The following is a 20,633-nucleotide window of genomic DNA, read 5'->3' as shown; positions in this document are numbered from 1 at the left end:
CAAAGGGATAAGGGGAGAGGCTGTAATGCAACAGTTCGCTGAAGAATGTTCGAAGGAAGCCGGGAATCCGCACGATCCCTACCTGTGGCTCGAGGAGATCGACGGCGAACAGGCCCGGGCCTGGGTCGCCGGGCGCAATGCCGAGTCCGAGGGCGAACTCGAGAGCCGACCCGGCTTCGCCCCGCTGCGCGAGCGCCTGAAGGCCATCCTCGACTCCCGCGAAAAGATTCCCTACGTCGGCGTGCACGGCGGCCTGTGCTACAACTTCTGGCGCGACGCCGATCACGTGCGCGGCATCTGGCGCCGCACCACCCTCGCGCAATACCGCCAGCCCGAACCGCAATGGGAAACCGTGCTCGACCTGGACGAACTGGCCAGGTTTGAGAACGAGAACTGGGTCTGGGCCGGCGTGGCCTGGCTGGAACCGCACGGCGACCGGGTGCTGGTCTCGCTCTCGCGCGGCGGCGGCGACGCCCACGAGATGCGCGAGTTCGACCTGGACGCCTGCAGCTTCGTCGCGGACGGCTTCTTCCTGCCCGAGGCCAAGAGCGACGTCGCCTGGATCGACCGCGACACCCTGTTCGTCGGCACCGATTTCGGCCCGGGCAGCCTGACCGAATCCGGCTACCCGCGCATCGTCAAGGAATGGAGGCGCGGCACGCCCCTGGAGAGCGCGCTCACCGTCTACGAAGCCAGGGAAGACGACCTGGCGGCATCAGGCCACAAGGACAGCACGCCCGGCTTCGAGCGCGAGTTCGTGCAGCGCCAGATCGGCTTCTATACCAGCGAACTGTTCCTGCGCCGCGGCGGACAGCTGGTCCCCGTGCCCAAGCCGCTCGACGCCAATGCCTTCACGGTGCGCGGCCAGCTGGTGATCGAGCTGCGCTCGGACTGGCAGCCGGGCGCCCTGCTCTACCCGCAAGGCGCGCTGCTGGCCACCGATTTCGAGCGCTTCATGCAGGGCGGCCTGGACTTCCAGCTGCTGTTCACGCCCACACCCGAGACCTCGCTCGACGGCGTCGCGGTGACCCGCGGCGCCCTGCTCCTGACCATCCTCGACAAGGTCAAGAACCGCGTGGTCGAGCTGCGCCACGTGGACGGGGACGGCGGCTGGCAGCGGCGCGAAGTCGCGGTGCCGGGCATGGGCGCGCTCGGCGTGGCGGCCCTCGACCCGGACGAATCCGACGAGTTCTTCCTGACCGTGACCGATTTCCTGCACCCGACCACGCTCTACCTGATGCGCGTGGGCGAAGACGGACGCGAGCCGCTCAAGGCCATGCCCGCCTTCTTCGACGCCCATCCCTATACGGTGGGCCAGCACGCGGCGCGTTCGCAGGACGGCACCATGGTCCCGTATTTCGTGGTGATGAACCGCGACACCAAGCTCGACGGCGCCAACCCCACCCTGCTCTACGGCTACGGCGGCTTCGAGGTGGCGCTCAAGCCCTTCTACAGCGGCTTGACGGGCGCGGCCTGGCTGGACGCGGGCGGCATCTACGTGCTGGCGAATATCCGCGGCGGCGGCGAGTTCGGCCCGCGCTGGCACCAGGCGGCGCTCAAGCAGCACCGCCAGCGCGCCTTCGACGATTTCATCGCCGTGGCCGAGGACCTGGCCGCGCGCGGCCTGACCAGCCCACGCCACCTGGGCATCATGGGCGGCAGCAACGGCGGCCTGCTGGTGGGCGCCGCCCTCACCCAGCGCCCCGAGCTGTTCGGCGCCGTGGTCTGCCAGGTGCCGCTGCTGGACATGCGCCGCTACCACGAGCTGCTCGCCGGCGCCTCGTGGATGGGCGAGTACGGCGACCCGGACGACCCGGCGGAATGGTCCTACCTGGCGCGCTATTCGCCCTATCACAACGTGTTCGCGCACCGGCACTATCCGCGCGTGCTGTTCACCACCTCGACCCGCGACGACCGCGTCCATCCGGGCCACGCGCGCAAGATGGCGGCGCGCATGCTGGAGCAAGGCCACGACGTGCTGTACTGGGAAAACACCGAGGGCGGACATGCGGGCGCGGCCGACAATGCGCAGACCGCACGGATGTATGCCTTGACGTATACCTTCCTGCTGGAACAGCTGCGCTGAAGGGCCTTCTTTCGAGCGATGTCACTACACTATCAGCTCTGCTAGGTGGCGGCGGGGCGGGACGGTGGAATACTTCTTCCTGTTGTATTTAACGTTTCTTCAGGAAAGGAAGTACCATGGCAAACGATCTGATGTGCGACGCGCTGGCGGCCGAACTCCAGGCCCAGCAAGTAGTACAACAGGCCGCGGGGGCACTGCGCATGGCGCCGCACGAGCTGCGCCGCCTCCGTATCAGCAAGCGCGAAAGCCAGGAGAAGTTCTGGAGCCGCTTCGGGGTCACCCAGTCGAGCGGCAGCCGCTTCGAAACCGGCCTGGCGATTCCCGCCCCGGTTGCAATCCTGCTGCGCCTCTATATCAACGGTAAGCTTAACGATGGGGATCTTCAGGGCTGATGAGGCCGAGGGCGATCGCTTTGACGACCGCCTGCTGGCGAGTGTTGACGCCGAATTTTTGGCGCACATTCGCCAGGTGAAAATTGACGGTCGCTTCGGAGCAGGTCGTAATGCGGGCGATTTCCCAAGAAGACTTACCGGCCGCCACCCATTGCAGTACTTCCAGCTCGCGCCGCGTTAGCCGCGGAGCACTTTCCTGCCGGGATTCCTGAACCCGGAACTTCGCCGACGAGGCGAATGCGTAGTCGCGGATCAAGGACAGGCCAGGCAGCACTTCGGCCACCGATTTGTGGAAGGCCTCGTCCGGCTCCGCATCCGACGCAAAACTCAGCACGCCAAACTCACCCTGCGGTCCATGGACCGGCAGGGTGACGCCGCTGCGAATCCCGAATTCACTCGCCTCTTCATACATCGCGCGCTGGGCCGGCTCCGCGAAGGTCGCAGGCTCCCAGACGATCGGCAGGCTGCTGGTCATGCAGTGGCCGACCACCGGGTCGAACTGGGCGAAGCCCTTGCGGTCGTAGCGTTCGCGCCACTCCGATGCATAGTTACTGCGCAAAAACGCCGAGTCGAAGCGGCTGTGCCGCGAATTGGCGACGCCGTACAGGACGCGGTCGAAGCCCTGACCGCGCGCCAGCTTGAACAGCAGGTCGGACCAGGACAGGACGTCGCGGCAGTGCATCATCTCGGCAAGTGAGGCGGTATCGATCATGGAGGCGGACTCGGTTATGACACGGTTAGCTATGCAACACCGCTATGCTAGTTGACTTCCCCCCCTTAAAGATTCACGAAAATTAACAACCCAGAAATAATTTTCTAATATAGGCCTACAACCTAAAGTTATTGTTGTAGTAAAGACACAACGGATTCACCAATCGTGCGCCGTCCACTTTGCGCTTTCGGGTACGCTCGCCCGGATTCGCGTCTGAACATTTCAATATTGCAAGTTTCATTCTGAAAATGTTAAAAGCTCAACAGCAACGCTTGACTTGGGCAGACACAAGAGTATCTTTTCACCGTTGAATTTGTAACAGTCCGCAGGCCGCCTGCACCTGCCGATCCCTCTCTTCTAGGAAACAAGGATTTAGTCGATGAACACGATGACCGATATGGGCGAACAGCTGGACGTCAAGTTGCTGCTGAACACCCTGATGGCACTCAAAAAGGGCGACTTCTCTGTTCGTATGCCCTCCGACTGGACGGGCGTGTCCGGCAAGATCGCCGATACGCTGAACGACATCATCGAAACCAAGCAGAAGATGGTCGAGACCGTGACCGAAGTGTCGCGCGTGGTCGGCCGCGAGGGCCACCTGACCCAGCGCGCGGACCTGCCGGGCGTGGTGGGCGGCTGGAGCACGATCATCAGCTCGGTCAACACCCTGATCGACGACCTGGTGCGCCCGACCACCGAGATGGCGCGCGTCATCGGCGCGGTGGCGAAGGGCGACCTGTCCCAGACCATGGCGCTGGAGGTCGACGGCCACCCGCTGAAGGGCCAGTACCTGCGCGCGGCGATGACCGCGAACACCATGGTGGAACAGCTCTCCTCCTTCTCCTCCGAAGTGACGCGCGTGGCGCGCGAGGTGGGTACCGAGGGCAAGCTGGGCGGCCAGGCGCAGGTGAAGGGCGTGGCCGGCACCTGGAAGGACTTGACCGACTCGGTGAACTCGATGGCGGGTAACCTGACTTCGCAGGTGCGTAACATCGCGGAGGTGACCACCGCGGTGGCGAACGGCGACTTGTCCAAGAAGATTACCGTGGACGTGCGCGGCGAGATCCTGCAGCTGAAGGACACCATCAACGTCATGGTGGACCAGCTGCGTTCCTTCGCATCCGAGGTGACGCGCGTGGCGCGTGAGGTGGGTACCGAAGGCAAGCTGGGCGGCCAGGCCTACGTGCCTGGCGTCGCGGGCACCTGGAAGGACTTGACCGACAACGTGAACTTCATGGCGTCCAACCTGACGGGCCAGGTGCGTAACATCGCGGCGGTGACCACCGCGGTGGCGAACGGCGACCTGTCCAAGAAGATTACCGTGGACGTGAAGGGCGAGATTCTCGAACTGAAGAACACGATTAACGTCATGGTGGACCAGCTGTCCTCCTTCGCATCCGAGGTGACCCGCGTGGCGCGTGAGGTGGGTACCGAGGGCAAGCTGGGCGGCCAGGCGGTCGTGAAAGGCGTCGCGGGCACCTGGAAGGACTTGACCGACTCGGTGAACTCGATGGCGGGTAACCTGACCGGCCAGGTGCGTAACATCGCGGACGTGACCACCGCCGTGGCGAACGGCGACTTGTCCAAGAAGATTACCGTGGACGTGAAGGGCGAGATTCTCGAACTGAAGAACACCATCAACGTCATGGTGGACCAGCTGAACTCCTTCGCATCCGAAGTGACCCGCGTGGCGCGGGAAGTGGGTACCGAAGGCCGCCTGGGCGGCCAGGCGAACGTGCCCGGCGTCGCGGGCACCTGGAAAGACTTGACCGACGGCGTAAACTCGATGGCGGGTAACCTGACGGGCCAGGTGCGTAACATCGCGGAGGTGACCACCGCGGTGGCGAACGGCGACCTGTCCAAGAAGATTACCGTGGACGTGAAGGGCGAGATCCTGGAGCTGAAGAACACCATTAACGTCATGGTGGACCAGCTGTCCTCATTCGCATCCGAGGTGACGCGCGTGGCGCGTGAGGTGGGTACCGAAGGCAAGCTGGGCGGCCAGGCTTATGTGCCGGGCGTCGGCGGCACCTGGAAAGACCTGACCGACAACGTGAACTTCATGGCGTCGAACCTGACGGGCCAGGTGCGTAACATCGCGGCGGTGACCACCGCCGTGGCGCGCGGCGACTTGTCCAAGAAGATTACCGTGGACGTGAAGGGCGAGATTCTCGAACTGAAAGACACCATCAACGTCATGGTGGACCAGCTGTCCTCGTTCGCATCCGAGGTGACGCGAGTCGCCCGTGAGGTGGGTACCGAGGGCAAGCTGGGCGGCCAGGCGAACGTGTCGGGCGTGGCCGGCACCTGGAAAGACTTGACCGAGAACGTGAACCAGCTGGCGGCGAACCTGACCAACCAGATGCGCGCCATTGGCGAGGTGGCGACCGCGGTGACCCGCGGCGACCTGTCGCGTTCGATCCAGGTGGAAGCGCGCGGCGAGGTGTCCTACCTGAAGGACAACATCAACGAGATGATTCGTAACCTGAAGGAGACCACGCAGAAGAACGCGCAGCAGGACTGGCTGAAGACCAACCTGGCGCGCTTCACCCGCCTGCTCCAGGGCCAGCGCGACCTCCAGGCCGTGACCAAGCTGATCCTGTCCGAACTGGCGCCGCTGGTCTCGGCCCACCACGGCGTGTTCTACATGATGGATTCGCAGGAATCCGACGCACGCCTGCGCATGATCGCCAGCTACGGCTACCGTTCCAGCCGCAAGCTGCCGACTTCCTTCCTGCCGGGCGAAGGCCTGGTGGGCCAGTGCGCGCTGGAGAAGACCCGCATCTGGCTGACCGACGTGCCGCGCGACTACATCGTGGTGTCCTCGGGCCTGGGCTCGGCGCCGCCGAACAACATCGTCGTGCTGCCTATCCTGTTCGAGCAGCAGGTCAAGGCGGTGATCGAAATCGCGTCGCTCGACCGCTTCACCGAAACCCACCTGTCCTTCCTCGACCAGCTGATGGAATCGATCGGCGTGGTGCTGAACACCATCGAGGCGAACAGCCGTACCGAATCGCTGCTGACCCAGTCGCAGTCGCTGGCGCAGGAACTGCAGCAGACCAACCAGGAACTGGCGGAGAAGGCGCGCCTGCTGTCCGAGCAGAACATCGAGGTGGAACGCAAGAACCGCGAGGTGGAACAGGCGAAGCTGGCGCTGGAAGAAAAGGCGACCCAGCTGGCCCTGTCCTCCAAGTACAAGTCCGAGTTCCTGGCCAATATGTCGCACGAGCTGCGTACGCCCTTGAACTCGCTCCTGATCCTGGCGCAGCAGCTCTCGGATAACCCCGAGGGCAACCTGTCGGCGCGCCAGGTGGAATTCGCGAAGACCATCCACGGCTCCGGTTCCGACCTGCTGACCCTGATTAACGACATCCTGGACCTGTCGAAGATCGAATCCGGTACCGTCACCCTGGACGTGTCGGAGTACCGCTTCTCGAACCTGCGCAACTACGTGGACCGCACCTTCCGCCACATGGCGGAAGCCAAGCACCTCGGCTTCCAGGTGGACCTGGCGGACAACCTGCCGACCGCCCTGATGACCGACACCACGCGCCTGCAGCAGGTGCTGAAGAACCTGCTGTCGAACGCGTTCAAGTTCACCAGCCACGGCAACGTCGCGCTGACCATCAGCCTGGTGGCCAGCGGCTGGACCGCCGACCACCCGAACCTGGTGCACGCCGACGCGGTGCTGGCCTTCTCGGTGCGCGACACCGGCGTGGGCATCCCGTCCGACAAGCTGCAGCTGATCTTCGAGGCATTCCAGCAGGCCGACGGCTCCACCGCGCGTAAATATGGCGGCACCGGCCTGGGCCTGTCGATCTCGCGCGAACTGGCGCGCCTGCTGGGCGGCGAAATCCGCGTCGAATCGACCGTCAACGTCGGCTCGACCTTCACCCTCTACCTGCCGTACAACCGCGCGGGCTTCATCAACTACGAACAGACCCGCCAGCCGCAGCCGGCCCGCCTGGCGCCGCCGGTGCAGCAGCCGCCGGCGGCCCAGCTGCCTGCCGCCCAGGAACATGCCGACAGCGCGGCGGTCGAGGTGCTGGACGCCTCCGGCGCCGTGATCGAATACGCATCGATGGCGGACGACCGCGGCCTGGTCACCCCGGGCGACCCGTCGGTGCTGATCGTGGAGGACGACGAGCGCTTCGCCAAGGTGCTGCTCGACTTCGCCCGCGAGAAGAACTTCAAGGGCATCGTCACCCACCGCGGCGACTCGGCGCTGTCGCTGGCGCGCGACTACCTGCCGTCGGCGATCCTGCTCGACATCGACCTGCCGGACATCGACGGCTTCACGGTGCTCGACCGCCTCAAGCGCGACCCGAACACCCGCCACATCCCGGTGCACGTGATGTCCTCGCTGCGCGAGCGCGAGCGCGCACTGCGCCAGGGCGCCATCTCGTACATCAACAAGCCGGTCGGCCGCGAGCAGCTGCAGGAGGAATTCAAGCGCATCCAGAAGTTCCTGATGGGCGGCAAGCGCAGCCTGCTGGTGGTGGAAGACGACATGGCCCAGCGCGAGTCGATCGTTTCCCTGATCGGCAACACCGACATCCACATCGTCACCGTGGAAGACGGCAAAGGCGCGCTGGAAGCGCTGGAGAGCTCGCACTTCGACTGCATGGTGCTGGACCTGACCCTGCCGGACATCTCGGGCTTCGAGCTGATGGACAAGATCAGCAAGAACGAGCGCCTGCGCGACCTGCCGATCGTGATCTACACGGCCAAGGAACTGTCGCGCGCCGAAGTCACGAAGCTCAAGCGCTACGCCAAGACCATCGTGATCAAGGACGCCCGCTCGCCGGAGCGCCTGCTGGACGAGACGGCGCTGTTCCTGCACCGCTCGCAGGCATCGCTGCCGGAGACCCAGCGCCGCATGCTGGAAGAGATCCACGCGCTGGACGGCGGCCTGGCTGGCCGCAAGGTCCTGATCGTCGACGACGACCTGCGTAACATCTTCGCGCTGTCCACCCTGCTGGAGCGCCAGCAGATGCAGGTGCAGTTCGCCGAGAACGGCCGCGACGGCATCGAGGTGCTGGAGAAGGACCCGAGCATCGAGATCGTCCTGATGGACATCATGATGCCGGAGATGGACGGCTACGACACGATGCGGGCGATCCGCCGCATTCCGAAGTTCCGTTCGCTGCCGATCATCACGCTGACCGCGAAGGCGATGAAGGGCGACCGCGACAAGTGCATCGCCGCCGGCGCCTCGGACTACATCACCAAGCCGGTGGACGTGGCCCAGCTGCTGTCGATGATGCGCGTCTGGCTGCACTGATGGCTGCGTGCATGGAGCCATCTTGGATGCAATGACCGGGTTCGCCACCCTTCAGGCGACCGAGGATCTCGAGATCGAATTGCTGCTGGAAGCCCTGTTCCAGCGCTTCGGTTTCGATTTCCGCGGGTATGACAGGAATCTGCTGCGCAGGAAGCTGCTGGCGCTGCTGCGCCAGCGCGGATTGGCAACGGTGTCGGCGCTGCAGGAAAAGGTGCTGCACGAGTCGGGCGCGGCGCTGGCCGTGGTGCGCACGCTGGCGGTGGCCGGCGCGCCGCTGTTCGACCGTCCCGACTGGGTGCGGCGCCAGCGCATCGCCCTCGGCGACAGCCTGCGTCCCACCGCCCTGCCCCGGGTCTGGCTGGCCGAGCCGGCCGGCGTGGGTGAGGCCTGGACCCTGGCGATCCTGCTGGCGGAAGAAAAGCTGTACGCGCGCACCCAGGTGTTCGCCACCCTGGCCAGCGACGAACTGCTGGCCGAGCTGCGCGACGCCACGGTGCCGGTCGCCCAGCTGGCCGAGTTCCAGCCGCAGTACGAGCAGAGCGGCGGTACCGGGCGCCTGGCGGATTACTTCGAAGTGGCGAACGGCGAAGCCCGCCTGCTGCCGCGCCTGCGCGAGCGCATCACCTGGGCGCAGTACAGCCTGGTCACGGACGCCTCGTTCAACGAGTTCCACGCCATCGTCTGCTGCCGCGCCCTGTCCGACTTCGGCCCGCTGCTGCGCCAGCGCGTGCTGCGCCTGTTCCACGACAGCCTGGCGCTGTTCGGGGTGATGGGGATCGACAAGGAGCTGGGGGCGAGCGATGCGTTTGTGGAGGATTACCAGCGGCTGTTCGAGGATGCGGCCTGGTATAAGCGCGTCAGGTAAGCCTGACACTTCTGGCCCGCAGCTCTTGAACCGTGGGGGGCCCCCCCGGGGGGGGGGGGGGGGGGGTTTTTGGGGGGGGGGGGGGGGGCCGCCCCGCCCCCCCCCCCCCCCCCAAAAACCCCCCCCCCCCCCCCCCCCCGCCCCGCGGCCCCCCCCCCCCCCCGGGCGCCGCGCCTGCTGCACATCGGCGGCGCACTCGACCCGGCGCTGGGCGAGGCGGCAATGCAGCCTCGCCCGCGCTACCGCTGGCTCGGCCCCCTGCCCCACGCCGACGCGCGCCAGCGCCTGAAGCGCTGCCACGCCATGGCGATCGCCTCGAAAATGGAAGGCGGCGCCAACGTCATCATCGAAGCCGTGACCTGCGGCGTGCCGGTCTTCGCTTCCGACATCGGCGGCAACCGCGGGATGCTGGGCGCGGACTACGCCGGCTACTTCCCGCCCGGCGACCACGAGGCCCTGGCGCGCCTGATCGAGCGCAGCATCGCCGACCCGGCTTTTTACGCGCTGCTGCGCCGCCAGTGCGCCGAACGCGCCCGCCTGTTCGCGCCAGGGGCCGAACAAGCGGCCCTGCGCGACTTGGTGGATAATCTGCTGCGCGCAAAAATGTAACGCAACAAATAACGATTGGAACCGACATGAGCACCACGCCCGAACAAGCCATCAAACTCACTTCCTTCTCGCACGGCGGCGGCTGCGGCTGCAAGATCGCTCCCGGCGTGCTGGCCGAGATCTTGCAGAAGTCCAGCGGCTTCCCGGTGCCGAAGGAGCTGATGGTCGGCATCGAGACCGCCGACGACGCCGCGGTCTACAAGCTCAACGACGAGCAGGCCCTGATCGCCACCACCGATTTCTTCATGCCCATCGTCGACGATCCCTTCGACTTCGGCCGCATCGCCGCCACCAACGCGATCTCCGACGTGTACGCGATGGGCGGCACCCCTATCATGGCCCTGGCCCTGGTCGGCATGCCGGTCAACAAGCTGCCCCTGGAGACCATCGGCCAGATCATCCGCGGCGGCGAGTCGGTGTGCTCGGAAGCCGGCATCCCGATCGCCGGCGGCCACACCATCGATTCCGTCGAGCCGATCTACGGCCTGGTGGTGATGGGCCTGGTGCATCCGTCCAAGGTCAAGCGCAATGCGGACGCGCGCGCCGGCGACGTGCTGGTGCTCGGCAAGCCGCTGGGCGTCGGCGTGCTCTCGGCCGCCCTCAAGAAGGACAAGCTGGACGCGGACGGCTACGCGGCGATGATCGCCAACACCACCAAGCTCAACAAGCCGGGCCGCCTGCTGGCCGAGATGCCGGGCGTGCATGCGCTGACCGACGTCACCGGCTTCGGCCTGCTGGGCCACCTGCTGGAACTGGCGCGCGGCGCCAGGCTGGCGGCGCAGCTCGACATGGCGAAGGTGCCGCTGCTCCCCGGCGTGCTGCAGCTGGCCCATGACGGCTTCTTCACCGGCGCCTCCGGCCGCAACTGGGACGCCTACGGCAAGGACGTGGACCTGGACCCGGCGATCACCCCGGCCCAGCAAGCCCTGCTGACCGATCCGCAGACCTCCGGCGGCCTGCTGGTCTCCTGCGATCCGTCCGCCGTGGACGAGGTGCTGGCCCTGTTCCAGCGCGAAGGCTTCGGCGACGCCGCGGTCATCGGCCGCATGGAAGCCGGCGCAGCGCGCGTACGCGTCGCCTAAGCCACCATCTGCTCGAAGCGCCCGGCCAGCATGCACGCCTGCTCGACGGGGCGGTAGTCCGCGTAGCGCGCGGCGAAGGCCCTCGCCGCCGCGCGGTAGCCCGGCGCGCCAAGGAGCGCTCGCACCATCCCGTCCCAGTCGTGCGGACGGGAGGTCTCGGCCACGTTGATGCCCGCGCCAAGATGGCGCACCCGGCGCGCCAGCATGAAGCTCTCCGCCGAATGCGGCATCAACAGCACCGGCACGCCCGCCAGCAGGGCGCGCGTCACACTCGATTCCCCCGCCACCCCGACGAACAGTTCGCACTGCGCGAACACCTGCTCCAGCGCCAGCGGCGCGCGGGCATAGCGCAAGGCCGGCGCGGCGAATGGCGGCGCCTTGCCCGCCGCGATCGCGGGCGCATAGCACAGCACCCGGCATCCCTGGCGGACCAGCGCCGCCAGGCAGGCGCCGTCTTCCTCCCCGTTGCGCGACAAGTAGACGAAGACGCGCGGCCCTTCTCCTTGGGGCCATTCCGGGGCGATGCCGCCGCCGGCCGGCAGGTTGGGTCCCAGCCAGGTGCTGGCGCCGCCGCGTCCGTAATGGTCCAGCTCCGGCCAGGTGCACAGCAGCGGATGATCGCCCACCAGCAGGTCGGCGCCATGCGCGATCGGGGCTGCGCCGTGCGCCGCCAGCACCGCGTTGCAGGACGCCAGCAGGCGCTGTTCGCCGGCGGCCAGGCGGCTGGCCGGCAGTTCGCCGTGCAGGGCCAGCGGCGGCAAAGGCGCGTGTGCCGGAGGCATATAAAAGCCGGCGCCAACCGATGCGCTCTTGATCCCCATGCTGCGCGCGGCCAGCAGCGCAGTGGGTGCGTAATCGGCGATCACAAGATCGGGCTGGTCCAGGGTAAACAGGGCGCGCCAGCCGTCCACCAGCCCGGCCAGCGCGTCGGCGTCGAGGTAGCCGCAAGCGAGCAGGATCTCGGCCAGGCTGGCCGGCTCGGGCGGCAGGCCGGCGGTGCGGTGCAGCCACACCGGGGCCTGGAAGCTCGGCAGCTTCAGGTCGGCCAGCAGCTTGCGGGTGAGGACGAGGTCGCGCAGCACCAGGCTGACCCGGTGGCCGCACGCGCTCAAGGGCTGTGCGAGCGAGCGGATGCGGCCGGCGTGACCGAGTCCGCCGCCCAGCTCCCAGCAGAATGTAAAGTGCGCCATGTTCGGCAGTGTAGCCGAGCGCGCCTCATGCGGCCAGGCCGCGAGTCCTTCATCGCCGGCCGTCGGGCGGCTCGGACAGGCCGGCCGTAGGCTCGATCCGGCGGCAGCCAAGACGGACCATCCGCTCCCCATCGTCGCCCTGCGCTGCCTCGGACTCGCGTCCATGCACCCAGTCCGGCGCCCGCACCCGGACCGGCTTGCGCAGCGAGACCAGGATGGCCGTCACCGCGAGCAGGACCAGCAGCAAGGCGCCAAGCGCCAGTGCGACCGGCAGGGTTTGAACGGTTAGCCCAGAACTTATTCGAATTTGTGCGGTCATATGCATTATGACCAAGCTAACCACAATCGGTGCCGCCGCAAAGGCGATTGGAGTCTCCACCAGTATCGAGGGCGTGGGCACCGTCAAGGAGGCGCAATGCTCGTAGCGCACCGCATCCGGCTCGATCCCAACAATGTCCAGGCAACGTACCTTTCCCGGGCGGCTGGCGTGGCGCGCTTCGCCTACAACTGGGCTTTAGTCGAGTGGGGCATACAGTACGCAGCCTGCAAGGCCGATCCATCGCTGCCCAAGCCGTCCGAAGCGGCGCTGCGGCGCCAGCTCAATGCCATCAAACGCGAACAGTTTCCCTGGATGCTGGAAGTGACCAAGAATGCGCCCCAGATGGCGATCATGCAGCTGGGCCGTGCCTTCGATAATTTATTTAACAAGCGTGCCCGCTACCCGACCTTTCGCCGCAAGGGCCGTGACGACCGTTTCACTCTCAGCAACGACCAGTTCCGGGTCGAGGACAAGCGGATCCGCATCCCGAAGCTGGGCTGGGTCCGCATGCGCGAAGCCCTGCGTTTTACCGGCCGGATCGTATCGACCTCGATTTCCCGTGTGGCCGACCAGTGGTACGCCAGCATCACCGTCGACACCCTTGAACTGTCCCTGCCGCCAGCCGAAAACCAAGGCGCGGTCGGGGTGGATCTTGGAGTGTCGGCGCTGGCGACCCTGTCGACTGGGGAGAAGTTCGAAGGACCGAAGGCGCTGCGTACCCTGCTGCCGCGCCTGCGCCGCCTGTCGCGCGGCCTGTCACGCAAGGTGAAAGGGTCGCGCAACCGGGCTAAGGAGAAGGTGAAACTGGCGCGCCTGCATGCCCGGATTGGCAACATCCGTCGCGATAGCCTGCACCAGCTGAGTACCAGCATTACGCGCCGTTTTAACGCGATCGGTATCGAGGACTTGAACATCAAGGGCATGTTGGCCAACGGACACCTGGCGCGGGCGATCTCGGATATGGGTTTCTACGAGCTGCGTCGCCAGCTGGAATACAAGGCGGCCTGGCGCGGCGGTCAGGTAGTGCTGGCGGACCGCTGGTACCCGAGCAGCAAGCTATGTTCGAGCTGCGGCTACCGGCTGGAAGCGCTCGGCCTGGCGATCCGCCACTGGAACTGCCCGGACTGCGGGACGGCGCATGAGCGCGACGTCAATGCGGCCGTCAATCTGAAGCATATCGCGGTGAGTTCCACCGTGACTGCCTGTGGAGGGGAAGGCTCTGGCCCTGCGCGCAAGCGCGGGACGAAACCGGCCCCGGTGAAGCAGGAATCCAGCGGCAAAGTTAACCACTGATAGCTTTGCGTAAGTTTGGAAGAACGGCAAGAAGACTTGGCTCATCACATCCCTCCAGGTTTGTTGCGCCCGATTGGTTTGGCGCAAGACCGTACTCTGCCACTACGGTTGGAAGGGAAAATTGATTAAGCGCAATACTCAGGAACCGGTGACCGGCGGCGCCGGTTCGGTCGTCAAGGTGTCGGTCGACGGCGGCGGCGCGCCCCCGCCCAGCTGTCCCACCCGTTCGTATTCGGCGATGGTCTGGGCGCCCAGCAGCAGCAGGGTCGCCGCGATCTCCAGGCTGAACATCACCACGATGGCCGTGGTCATGGAGCCGTAGACCACGTTCACCTGCGACACGGTCGAGAAATACCAGACCAGCACGTGGCGTGCGAGCTCCCACAGCAAGGCCGCCGTCACGCCCCCGATCAGGGCATGCCAGACCGACAGGCGGCCGACCGGCATCACCAGGTAGATCGAGGTCAGCACCAGGATCTCGCCCGCCAGGCCGAGCAGGTAGAGCAGCGCGCCCGACACCCCGCCCAGCGACCATTCGTAGCCGAACAGCCAGACGCTCTCGGTGCCCATCACCTGCAGGGCGCCCGCCACCAGCGAGACGATCATGATGCCGAAGCCCAGCGCCACGATGTAGCAGTACGGCAGCACGGCCGACACCAGAAAATGGCGGCGCCTCACCGCGAAACGGTGCACGAAGATCACGCTCATCGCATTCTCCAGCACCGTGAACGCCAGGGAGCTGAAGAACAGCATCGTGAGCGCCAGCACCCAGGTGATGATGGGCCGGTTGTCGAGGAAGTTCGCGACCTCGGTGACGATCGAGCGCGACTGGCCCGGCGCCAGCAGCTCGAGGTAGCGGCGCAGGGTGTCGAGCAGCTCGGTCTGGGAGATGAAGTGGGACAGCACCACCACGACCAGCATCAGGAAAGGCACGATGGACAGCAGCGCGTAATAGGCGACGGCGCCGGCCAGCAGCAGGCCCTGGTTGGCCCGGAAGCACTTGATGACCTGCAGGGTGAAGGCCAGCGGATGCGACAGGACGTAGCGGTTGGCGCGGTGGTCGAGCAGGCGCGCACGCCAGTCTCGCGCGCGGATCATCGCGCCAGCCTGATCCCGGTGAACTGCCAGCGCGCTCCAGCCGGGAAAAAATTGCGGTAGCTCGGGCGCGCATGGCCGTCGGGCGTGGCGCAGGAGGAACCCCGCAAGACATACTGGTTGACCATGAACTTGCCGTTGTATTCGCCGATGGCTCCCGGCGCCGGGGCGTAGCCCGGATACGGTCCGTAGCTGCTGCTGGTCCACTGCCAGCAGGCGCCGAATATCTGCTGCAGGCCCTCGCCGTCGGCGCCGTCCGGGTGCAGGCTGCCGCCGGACAGCGAAGCCTGGCGCGCGGCGAATTCCCATTCGCACTCGGTCGGCAGGCGTGCATTGCGCCAGCGCGCATAGGCGTCGGCCTCGTACAGCGACACATGGGTGACGGGCCGCGCCAGGTCGAGCGCCTGCACGCCGTGCAAGGTGAACTCCTGCCATGTCCCGTCCTGCCGCAGCCAGTACAAGGGCCGGCTGAACTCGCCCGCGCAGACGCGGTCCCAGCCTTCGGCCAGCCACAGCGCCGGATCGCGATAGCCGCCGGCCTCGACGAATTCCAGGTATTCGCCGTTCGTGACCAGGCGTGAAGCCAGCGAGAACGGCGCCACGTAGGCCCGGTGGCGCGGCAGTTCGTTGTCGAAGCAAAAGCCCCTGCCCCCGTAGCCGATCTCGGCCAGCCCGCCGTCGAACTCGATGAATTCCAGTGGCGGCGGCGCCGCCGCGCCGTCCAGCGCATCGGGCGTGTAGGCGGGATACATCGGATTCTGGGCCAGCAGGTGCTTGAGGTCGGTGAGCATCAGTTCCTGGTGCTGCTGCTCGTGCTGCAGGCCGAGCACCACCAGCCTGGCCAGCGCCTCGCGCGGCTGTCCTTCCAGCAGGCGCTGCACGCGCCGGTCGACGTCCTCGCGGTAGGCGCGCACCTCGTCCAGCGAGGGCCGTGTCAGCAAGCCGCGGCGCGGACGCGGATGCTTGTCGCCGATGCCGTTGTAGTAGGAGTTGAACAGCATCCGGAAGGCCGGGTGGTGAGGCGCGAAGCCTTCCTCGTGCGGCTCCAGCACGAAGGTCTCGAAGAACCAGGTGGTGTGCGCCAGGTGCCATTTGACCGGACTGGCGTCCGGCATCGACTGGGCGCAGCAATCCTCGGCGGACAGCGGCGCCGCAATGCCCAGCGAGCGCTGGCGGACGGCGGCAAAGGCTTGCGCCAGTTCGCCCATCGGCATGCCCCCTGTGCGCAGCGCGTCCATTCAGATCGCCTGCGCGTGGATGACCGCGAACCAGCGCTGGGGATCGGTCCAGACATGGGTCGCCTCGAAGCCGGAACGCTCCAGCAGCGCGATGGCGTCGGCCTGCTGGTACTTGTAGCTGTTCTCGGTGTGGATGCAGTCGCCCGGCTCGAAGCGCCGGCTGCCGCCGCGCCAGTGCACGTCCTGGGCGGCGCGCGCCTCCAGGTGCATCTCCACGCGGCCGAGCTCGGGCCGGTAGAAGCCGTGGTGGCGCCACTGGCGGATGTCGAAGTCGGCTTCCACCAGCGCGTTCACGTGGCGCAGGATGTTCAGGTTGAAGGCGGCCGTCACGCCCAGCGCGTCGTCGTAGGCTTCGTCGAGCACGGCCTTGTCCTTGGCCAGGTCGATGCCGATCAGCACGCCTCCGTCCTTGCCGCATTGGGCGCGCAGCCGCTGCAGGAAGCCGTGGGCTTCCTCGGGCGTGAAGTTGCCGATCGACGAGCCGGGATAGAAGAACAGGCGGCGCTCGGCCGCTACCTGCGGCGGCAGCTCGAAGCGGTTCGAGAAATCCATGCCCAGGCCTTCCATGGCGATATGCGGGAAGCGCTGGCGCAGGCGCGCCAGGGCGTCGCACAGGAACTCGGCCGAGATGTCCACCGCCACGTACTGGGCCGGCTGCAGCAGGGGGAACAGCGAGGCCGCTTTCGCGCAGTTGCCCGCGCCCAGGTCGATCAGGGTCACGCCGCTGCCGGCGACGCGCGCGATCTCGGCGCCATGACGCTCGAAGATGCCGGCCTCGGTACGGGTCGGGTAATACTCGGGCAGCTCGCAGATGGCTTCGAACAGCTTGGAGCCCAGCGCATCGTAGAGGAACTTGGGCGAGATCCAGGCCTCCGGCGCCAGCAGGCCCGCATGCAATTCGTCGGCTACGTGCGCATTTGCAACCTGCGCCATCGCAGCGCTGGACAGATTGTCGGTCGTGCAGGATGTCAGCATAAGGTTTATCATTCGTGCCGCCATGCCGCACCATGCGAGATGGCCTGGAACTCTTGCAGTTTTTGCTATCATAGCGGAATCCGCCATTGCACCGCACCCGCCAGTTTCTAGCGTGCTTCCCCTTCGGCGCACCATTTCCCTGACTCAAAAAGAAGAACCGTCATGACCCTTTCCCTCCGTCGTCGTTTCCTGCACCAACTGTTCGCTGCCTCGGCCGGCGCCCTGCTCTTCACCGGCGCAGCCTTTGCCCAGAGCAGCAGCGGCGTGCTGCGCGTCTCCGCCATCCCGGATGAAGCGCCGACCGAACTGCAGCGCAAGTTCAAGCCGCTGGGCGACTACCTGGCCAAGGCGACCGGCCTCAAGGTCGAGTTTACCCCGGTGACCGATTACGCGGCCTCGGTCGAAGGTTTGATCCAGCGCAAGATCGATATGGTCTGGTTCGGCGGCTTCACCTTCGTGCAAGCCAACGTGCGCAGCAAGGGCCAGGTCACGCCGCTGGTGCAGCGCGCCGAAGACGAGAAATTCCGCTCGGTCTTCATCACCACCCAGCCCGGCATCAACAAGCTGGAAGACCTGCGCGGCAAGACCCTGAGCTTCGGTTCGGAATCCTCGACCTCGGGCCACCTGATGCCGCGTTCCTTCCTGCTCGGCGCCAGGATCAATCCGGATACAGACCTCAAGCGCGTCGCCTTCTCGGGCGCGCATGACGCGACCGTCGCAGCGGTGGCGGGCGGCAAGGTCGACGCCGGCGCGCTCAACATCTCGGTGTGGGAAAAGCTGGTCGAAGCCAAGAAGGTCGATCCGAAGGTGGTGCGCGTGTTCTACACCACGCCGGGCTACTACGACTACAACTGGACCGTACGCAGCGACATGGACCCGGCGCTCAAGAAGAAGATCACGGACGCCTTCCTGGCGCTGGACGCATCGACGCCGCAAGGCCGCGAGATCCTGGAACTGCAGCGCGCGACCAAATTCGTGCCGACCAAGACCGCGAACTACGCCGCCATCGAAGCGGCCGCGCGCAACGCGGGCCTGCTGAAGTAATCCCGGCGCTTACATGACCACCTTTCGGCTCCAGCGCGTGACGGTGCGCCACCTGGCGGGCAGCAAGGCGCCCGCCCTGCACGCGCTCGACCTGGAAGTGCGGCGCGGCGAGCAGCTGGCCCTGATCGGCCCTTCCGGGGCCGGCAAGACCACCCTGCTGTCCACCTTGGCCTGCGCCCACCGTCCCGCCGAGGGCCGTCTGGAAGTGCTGCACCAGGAGCCGTGGCGCCTGAGCCAGGGCGAGCGGCACCGCCTGCGCGCCCATCTGTTCCTGGCGCCCCAGACGCCGCCGCTGCCGCCGCGCCAGCGCGTGGTGACGGCGGTGCTGGCCGCGCGCCTGCCGCACTGGAGCCTGTGGCGCGCGCTGGCCTCGCTGGTCCACCCCAGCGACCCGCAAGCCGCGCATGCAGCCCTGGCGCGCTTCGGCCTCGGCGACAAGCTGTACGCGCGCGTCGACCGCCTGTCCGGCGGCGAGCGCCAGCGCTGCGGCCTGGCGCGCCTGCTGCTCTCGAGCGCCGAAGCCTTCCTGGTGGACGAGCCGATCGCCGCCCTCGACCCGCTGCTGGCGCGCCATACGCTGAGCATCCTGCGCGAGGAAGCCTCGGCGCGCGGCGCTACCCTGGTGTGCAGCCTGCACCAGGTCGACCTCGCGCGCGAACAGTTCCCGCGCCTGGTAGGCCTGCGCGAGGGCCGCATCGTGTTCGACGCGCCCAGCGCCGAGGTCAGCGACGCCATGATCGCCGAGCTGTACGCCAACGAAAGCGTGCAGCCGCAGACGCAGCCGCCGCACGAAACGCCGGACCGGCTGGCGGTCGGCGCCTGCTACTGAAATGAGCGCGCAGTTCCGCGATCCGGCCTGGCGCACCCGCGTCACCGCTTCCCTCGCCTTCCTGGCCCTGCTGTGGCCCATGCTGGCGGCCAGCGAATTCAAGCCCTGGATCCTGTTCGATCCGCAAAGCCTGCGCGCCACGGCCATGTTCCTGGGCGACTTCCTGCGCCCTTCGCTCGAGCCGGAATTCCTGCGCATGGTGCTGCGCGACACCTGGCAGACCATCGCCATCGCCACCGCGGGCCTGAGCCTGGCGCTTGCCGCGGCCATCCCCGCGACCATCCTGATCACCGAGCGCCTGTCGGTGTCGCGCCTGGGCACCGGCCGCATGCATCCCGCCGGCGCCGCCCTGCGCCAGGGGCTGCGCTGGGTGCTGGTGTTCCTGCGCAGCGTCCCCGAGCTGGTATGGGCGCTGCTGTTCGTGCGCATCGTCGGCCTGGGCCCCACCGCCGGCGTGCTGGCCATCGCCCTGTCCTACTGCGGCATGCTGGCCAAGGTGTATGCCGAAATCCTCGAATCCTCCGAGGCCCACGCCACCGACGTCCTGCTCGCCAACGGCAGCGGGCGCCTGCCGGCCCTGCTCTACGGCGCCCTGCCCGAGTCGAGCGCGGAGCTGGTGTCCTACACCGTCTACCGCTGGGAGTGCGCGATCCGCGGCTCGGCCGTGATGGGCTTCGTGGGCGCCGGCGGCCTGGGCCAGCGCCTGGACGAATCGACCAAGATGATGGCGGGCGGCGAAGTGGCGACCATGCTGATCGTGTTCGTGCTGCTGGTGGCCTGCGCCGACCTGGTCTCGAAGCTGCTGCGCCGGAGGCTGGGATGAATCTGCCGCCGCGCCCTCGCCCCTCCTACGGTACGCTGGCACTGCTCGCCGGACTGATGGCGCTGGTCGCGGCCAGCTTCGCCTCGCTGCCGCTGCAATGGAGCGCCTTCTTCACGGTCGAAGCCATCGGCTCGGCGCGCGAATTCCTGGCCGGCTTCGCGCCACCCGATCTCGCCCCGAGCTTCCTGCGCAAATGCCTGGACGCGCTGTTCGAGACCCTGGCCATGTCGGCCGTCGGCACCCTGCTTGCCGCGCTGGCCGGGCTGGCGCTGGCCCTGCCCGCGTCCGGGCGGCTCGGCGCGGCCGTGCGCGCCCCCTTGCGCATCGTGCTCAACGTGCTGCGTTCGGTGCCCGAGCTGGTCTGGGCCGCGGTGCTCCTGATCGCGGCGGGCCTGGGCCCGCTGGCCGGCACCCTGGCGCTGGCCCTGCATACCAGCGGGGTGCTGGGACGGCTGTTCGCCGACGCGCTGGAGAACGTGCCGCCGCTGCCGGAAGCGAGCCTGCGCAGCAACGGCGCGCCGGCCCTGAGCGCCTTCTTCTACGCTACCTTGCCGCAGGCGCTGCCGCAGATGCTGTCGTACACGCTGTACCGCTGGGAGAACAATATCCGCGCGGCGGCGGTGCTGGGCGTGGTCGGGGCCGGAGGCCTGGGCCAGATGCTCAAGTACCATTTGTCCCTGTTCCAGATGCAGAGCGCCGCCACGGTGGTGATCGCGATGCTGCTGCTGGTGGCCGTCGTCGACGCAGCCAGCTACCTGCTGCGGCGCAGCTTGACCCGTTGATGACCCGATGATGAC

The 20,633-nt window shown here is 67.0% G+C and carries 17 protein-coding genes; 11 read left to right on the top strand and 6 right to left on the bottom strand.

What is annotated here, in order from left to right; translation table 11 throughout:
- Positions 1-25 precede the first annotated feature (25 nt).
- On the top strand, positions 26-2,086 hold the full coding sequence (locus KBW95_RS08340) for a prolyl oligopeptidase family protein (RefSeq protein WP_211527962.1): 2,061 nt from the start codon (positions 26-28) through the stop codon (positions 2,084-2,086).
- A 116-nt stretch (positions 2,087-2,202) separates the two neighbouring features.
- On the top strand, positions 2,203-2,478 hold the full coding sequence (locus KBW95_RS08335) for a DNA-binding transcriptional regulator (protein WP_211524358.1): 276 nt from the start codon (positions 2,203-2,205) through the stop codon (positions 2,476-2,478).
- Here the strand turns inward: KBW95_RS08335 and KBW95_RS08330 are convergent.
- Positions 2,453-3,190 (bottom strand): LuxR family transcriptional regulator, encoded by a 738-nt coding sequence (locus tag KBW95_RS08330; protein ID WP_229429625.1) that lies wholly within the window; start codon positions 3,188-3,190, stop codon positions 2,453-2,455. The genes KBW95_RS08335 and KBW95_RS08330 overlap by 26 nt on opposite strands.
- A gap of 379 nt (positions 3,191-3,569) precedes the next feature.
- On the opposite strand from KBW95_RS08330, the gene KBW95_RS08325 reads away from it, so the two are divergent.
- The 4 genes from KBW95_RS08325 to selD all read left to right on the top strand — a co-directional run bounded on the left by KBW95_RS08325 (position 3,570) and on the right by selD (position 11,030).
- Complete coding sequence (locus tag KBW95_RS08325) at positions 3,570-8,474, top strand: response regulator (RefSeq protein ID WP_211527961.1); 4,905 nt, start codon at positions 3,570-3,572, stop codon at positions 8,472-8,474.
- A 31-nt stretch (positions 8,475-8,505) separates the two neighbouring features.
- On the top strand, positions 8,506-9,339 hold the full coding sequence (locus tag KBW95_RS08320; RefSeq protein WP_211524399.1) for a CheR family methyltransferase: 834 nt from the start codon (positions 8,506-8,508) through the stop codon (positions 9,337-9,339).
- Positions 9,340-9,408: 69 nt separating this feature from the next.
- Complete coding sequence (locus tag KBW95_RS08315; protein WP_307727640.1) at positions 9,409-9,948, top strand: glycosyltransferase; 540 nt, start codon at positions 9,409-9,411, stop codon at positions 9,946-9,948.
- A 26-nt stretch (positions 9,949-9,974) separates the two neighbouring features.
- Positions 9,975-11,030, top strand: a complete 1,056-nt coding sequence (gene selD / locus KBW95_RS08310; RefSeq protein WP_211527960.1) for a selenide, water dikinase SelD — start codon at positions 9,975-9,977, stop codon at positions 11,028-11,030.
- On the opposite strand, the gene KBW95_RS08305 is transcribed toward selD, so the two are convergent.
- The gene (locus KBW95_RS08305; protein ID WP_211527959.1) at positions 11,027-12,220 is read right to left on the bottom strand and encodes a glycosyltransferase; all 1,194 of its coding nucleotides are present in this window, start codon (positions 12,218-12,220) and stop codon (positions 11,027-11,029) included. The two genes, selD and KBW95_RS08305, sit on opposite strands and share 4 nt — an antisense overlap.
- 49 nt (positions 12,221-12,269) lie before the next feature.
- Positions 12,270-12,539, bottom strand: coding sequence for a hypothetical protein (locus KBW95_RS08300; RefSeq protein WP_211527958.1), 270 nt, complete (start codon positions 12,537-12,539; stop codon positions 12,270-12,272).
- 96 nt (positions 12,540-12,635) lie between these two features.
- Here KBW95_RS08300 and KBW95_RS08295 point away from each other — a divergent pair, with 96 nt between their 5' ends.
- Positions 12,636-13,832, top strand: a complete 1,197-nt coding sequence (locus KBW95_RS08295; RefSeq protein WP_211527957.1) for an RNA-guided endonuclease TnpB family protein — start codon at positions 12,636-12,638, stop codon at positions 13,830-13,832.
- Between the two features lie 138 nt (positions 13,833-13,970).
- Here the strand turns inward: KBW95_RS08295 and KBW95_RS08290 are convergent, their stop codons facing one another.
- Genes KBW95_RS08290 through egtD form a run of 3 tightly spaced genes read right to left on the bottom strand, consistent with a single transcriptional unit; the run spans position 13,971 to position 17,098 of the window.
- On the bottom strand, positions 13,971-14,930 hold the full coding sequence (locus KBW95_RS08290; RefSeq protein ID WP_211527956.1) for a YihY/virulence factor BrkB family protein: 960 nt from the start codon (positions 14,928-14,930) through the stop codon (positions 13,971-13,973).
- Complete coding sequence (gene egtB, locus KBW95_RS08285; RefSeq protein WP_211527955.1) at positions 14,927-16,165, bottom strand: ergothioneine biosynthesis protein EgtB; 1,239 nt, start codon at positions 16,163-16,165, stop codon at positions 14,927-14,929. Before egtB ends, KBW95_RS08290 begins: the two co-directional genes overlap by 4 nt.
- A complete protein-coding gene (egtD, locus tag KBW95_RS08280) occupies positions 16,166-17,098 on the bottom strand; it encodes an L-histidine N(alpha)-methyltransferase (RefSeq protein ID WP_229429635.1) in 933 nt (310 codons plus the stop codon).
- 204 nt (positions 17,099-17,302) lie between these two features.
- Between egtD and KBW95_RS08275 the strand changes: the two genes are divergently transcribed.
- Genes KBW95_RS08275 through phnE form a run of 4 tightly spaced genes read left to right on the top strand, consistent with a single transcriptional unit; the run spans position 17,303 to position 20,618 of the window.
- Positions 17,303-18,184 carry a putative selenate ABC transporter substrate-binding protein gene (locus tag KBW95_RS08275; protein WP_211527953.1) on the top strand — a complete coding sequence of 294 codons (882 nt, stop codon included), beginning with the start codon at positions 17,303-17,305 and terminating at the stop codon, positions 18,182-18,184.
- A gap of 13 nt (positions 18,185-18,197) precedes the next feature.
- Positions 18,198-19,013 carry a phosphonate ABC transporter ATP-binding protein gene (locus tag KBW95_RS08270; RefSeq protein WP_211527952.1) on the top strand — a complete coding sequence of 272 codons (816 nt, stop codon included), beginning with the start codon at positions 18,198-18,200 and terminating at the stop codon, positions 19,011-19,013.
- 1 nt (position 19,014) lies between these two features.
- Complete coding sequence (locus KBW95_RS08265; protein WP_211527951.1) at positions 19,015-19,836, top strand: ABC transporter permease; 822 nt, start codon at positions 19,015-19,017, stop codon at positions 19,834-19,836.
- Complete coding sequence (phnE, locus tag KBW95_RS08260) at positions 19,833-20,618, top strand: phosphonate ABC transporter, permease protein PhnE (protein WP_211527950.1); 786 nt, start codon at positions 19,833-19,835, stop codon at positions 20,616-20,618. The genes KBW95_RS08265 and phnE overlap by 4 nt, the downstream gene beginning before the upstream one ends.
- Positions 20,619-20,633: the final 15 nt, after the last annotated feature.

This window comes from Massilia sp. ZL223, assembly GCF_018119395.1.
In the GTDB taxonomy this organism is placed as follows: domain Bacteria; phylum Pseudomonadota; class Gammaproteobacteria; order Burkholderiales; family Burkholderiaceae_D; genus Telluria.
This window is presented reverse-complemented; position numbering and strand designations above follow the sequence as displayed.

Bases quoted from the DNA above. Each gene is read 5' to 3' on its own strand.
- egtD (WP_229429635.1), bottom strand. From the start codon at position 17,098: ATGGCGCAGGTTGCAAATGCGCACGTAGCCGACGAATTGCATGCGGGC.
- selD (WP_211527960.1), top strand. From the start codon at position 9,975: ATGAGCACCACGCCCGAACAAGCCATCAAACTCACTTCCTTCTCGCAC.
- KBW95_RS08305 (WP_211527959.1), bottom strand. From the start codon at position 12,220: ATGGCGCACTTTACATTCTGCTGGGAGCTGGGCGGCGGACTCGGTCAC.
- KBW95_RS08335 (WP_211524358.1), top strand. From the start codon at position 2,203: ATGGCAAACGATCTGATGTGCGACGCGCTGGCGGCCGAACTCCAGGCC.
- KBW95_RS08330 (WP_229429625.1), bottom strand. From the start codon at position 3,190: ATGATCGATACCGCCTCACTTGCCGAGATGATGCACTGCCGCGACGTC.
- KBW95_RS08325 (WP_211527961.1), top strand. From the start codon at position 3,570: ATGAACACGATGACCGATATGGGCGAACAGCTGGACGTCAAGTTGCTG.
- KBW95_RS08295 (WP_211527957.1), top strand. From the start codon at position 12,636: ATGCTCGTAGCGCACCGCATCCGGCTCGATCCCAACAATGTCCAGGCA.
- KBW95_RS08265 (WP_211527951.1), top strand. From the start codon at position 19,015: ATGAGCGCGCAGTTCCGCGATCCGGCCTGGCGCACCCGCGTCACCGCT.
- KBW95_RS08290 (WP_211527956.1), bottom strand. From the start codon at position 14,930: ATGATCCGCGCGCGAGACTGGCGTGCGCGCCTGCTCGACCACCGCGCC.
- egtB (WP_211527955.1), bottom strand. From the start codon at position 16,165: ATGGACGCGCTGCGCACAGGGGGCATGCCGATGGGCGAACTGGCGCAA.
- KBW95_RS08275 (WP_211527953.1), top strand. From the start codon at position 17,303: ATGACCCTTTCCCTCCGTCGTCGTTTCCTGCACCAACTGTTCGCTGCC.
- KBW95_RS08340 (WP_211527962.1), top strand. From the start codon at position 26: ATGCAACAGTTCGCTGAAGAATGTTCGAAGGAAGCCGGGAATCCGCAC.
- KBW95_RS08300 (WP_211527958.1), bottom strand. From the start codon at position 12,539: ATGACCGCACAAATTCGAATAAGTTCTGGGCTAACCGTTCAAACCCTG.
- KBW95_RS08320 (WP_211524399.1), top strand. From the start codon at position 8,506: ATGACCGGGTTCGCCACCCTTCAGGCGACCGAGGATCTCGAGATCGAA.
- phnE (WP_211527950.1), top strand. From the start codon at position 19,833: ATGAATCTGCCGCCGCGCCCTCGCCCCTCCTACGGTACGCTGGCACTG.
- KBW95_RS08270 (WP_211527952.1), top strand. From the start codon at position 18,198: ATGACCACCTTTCGGCTCCAGCGCGTGACGGTGCGCCACCTGGCGGGC.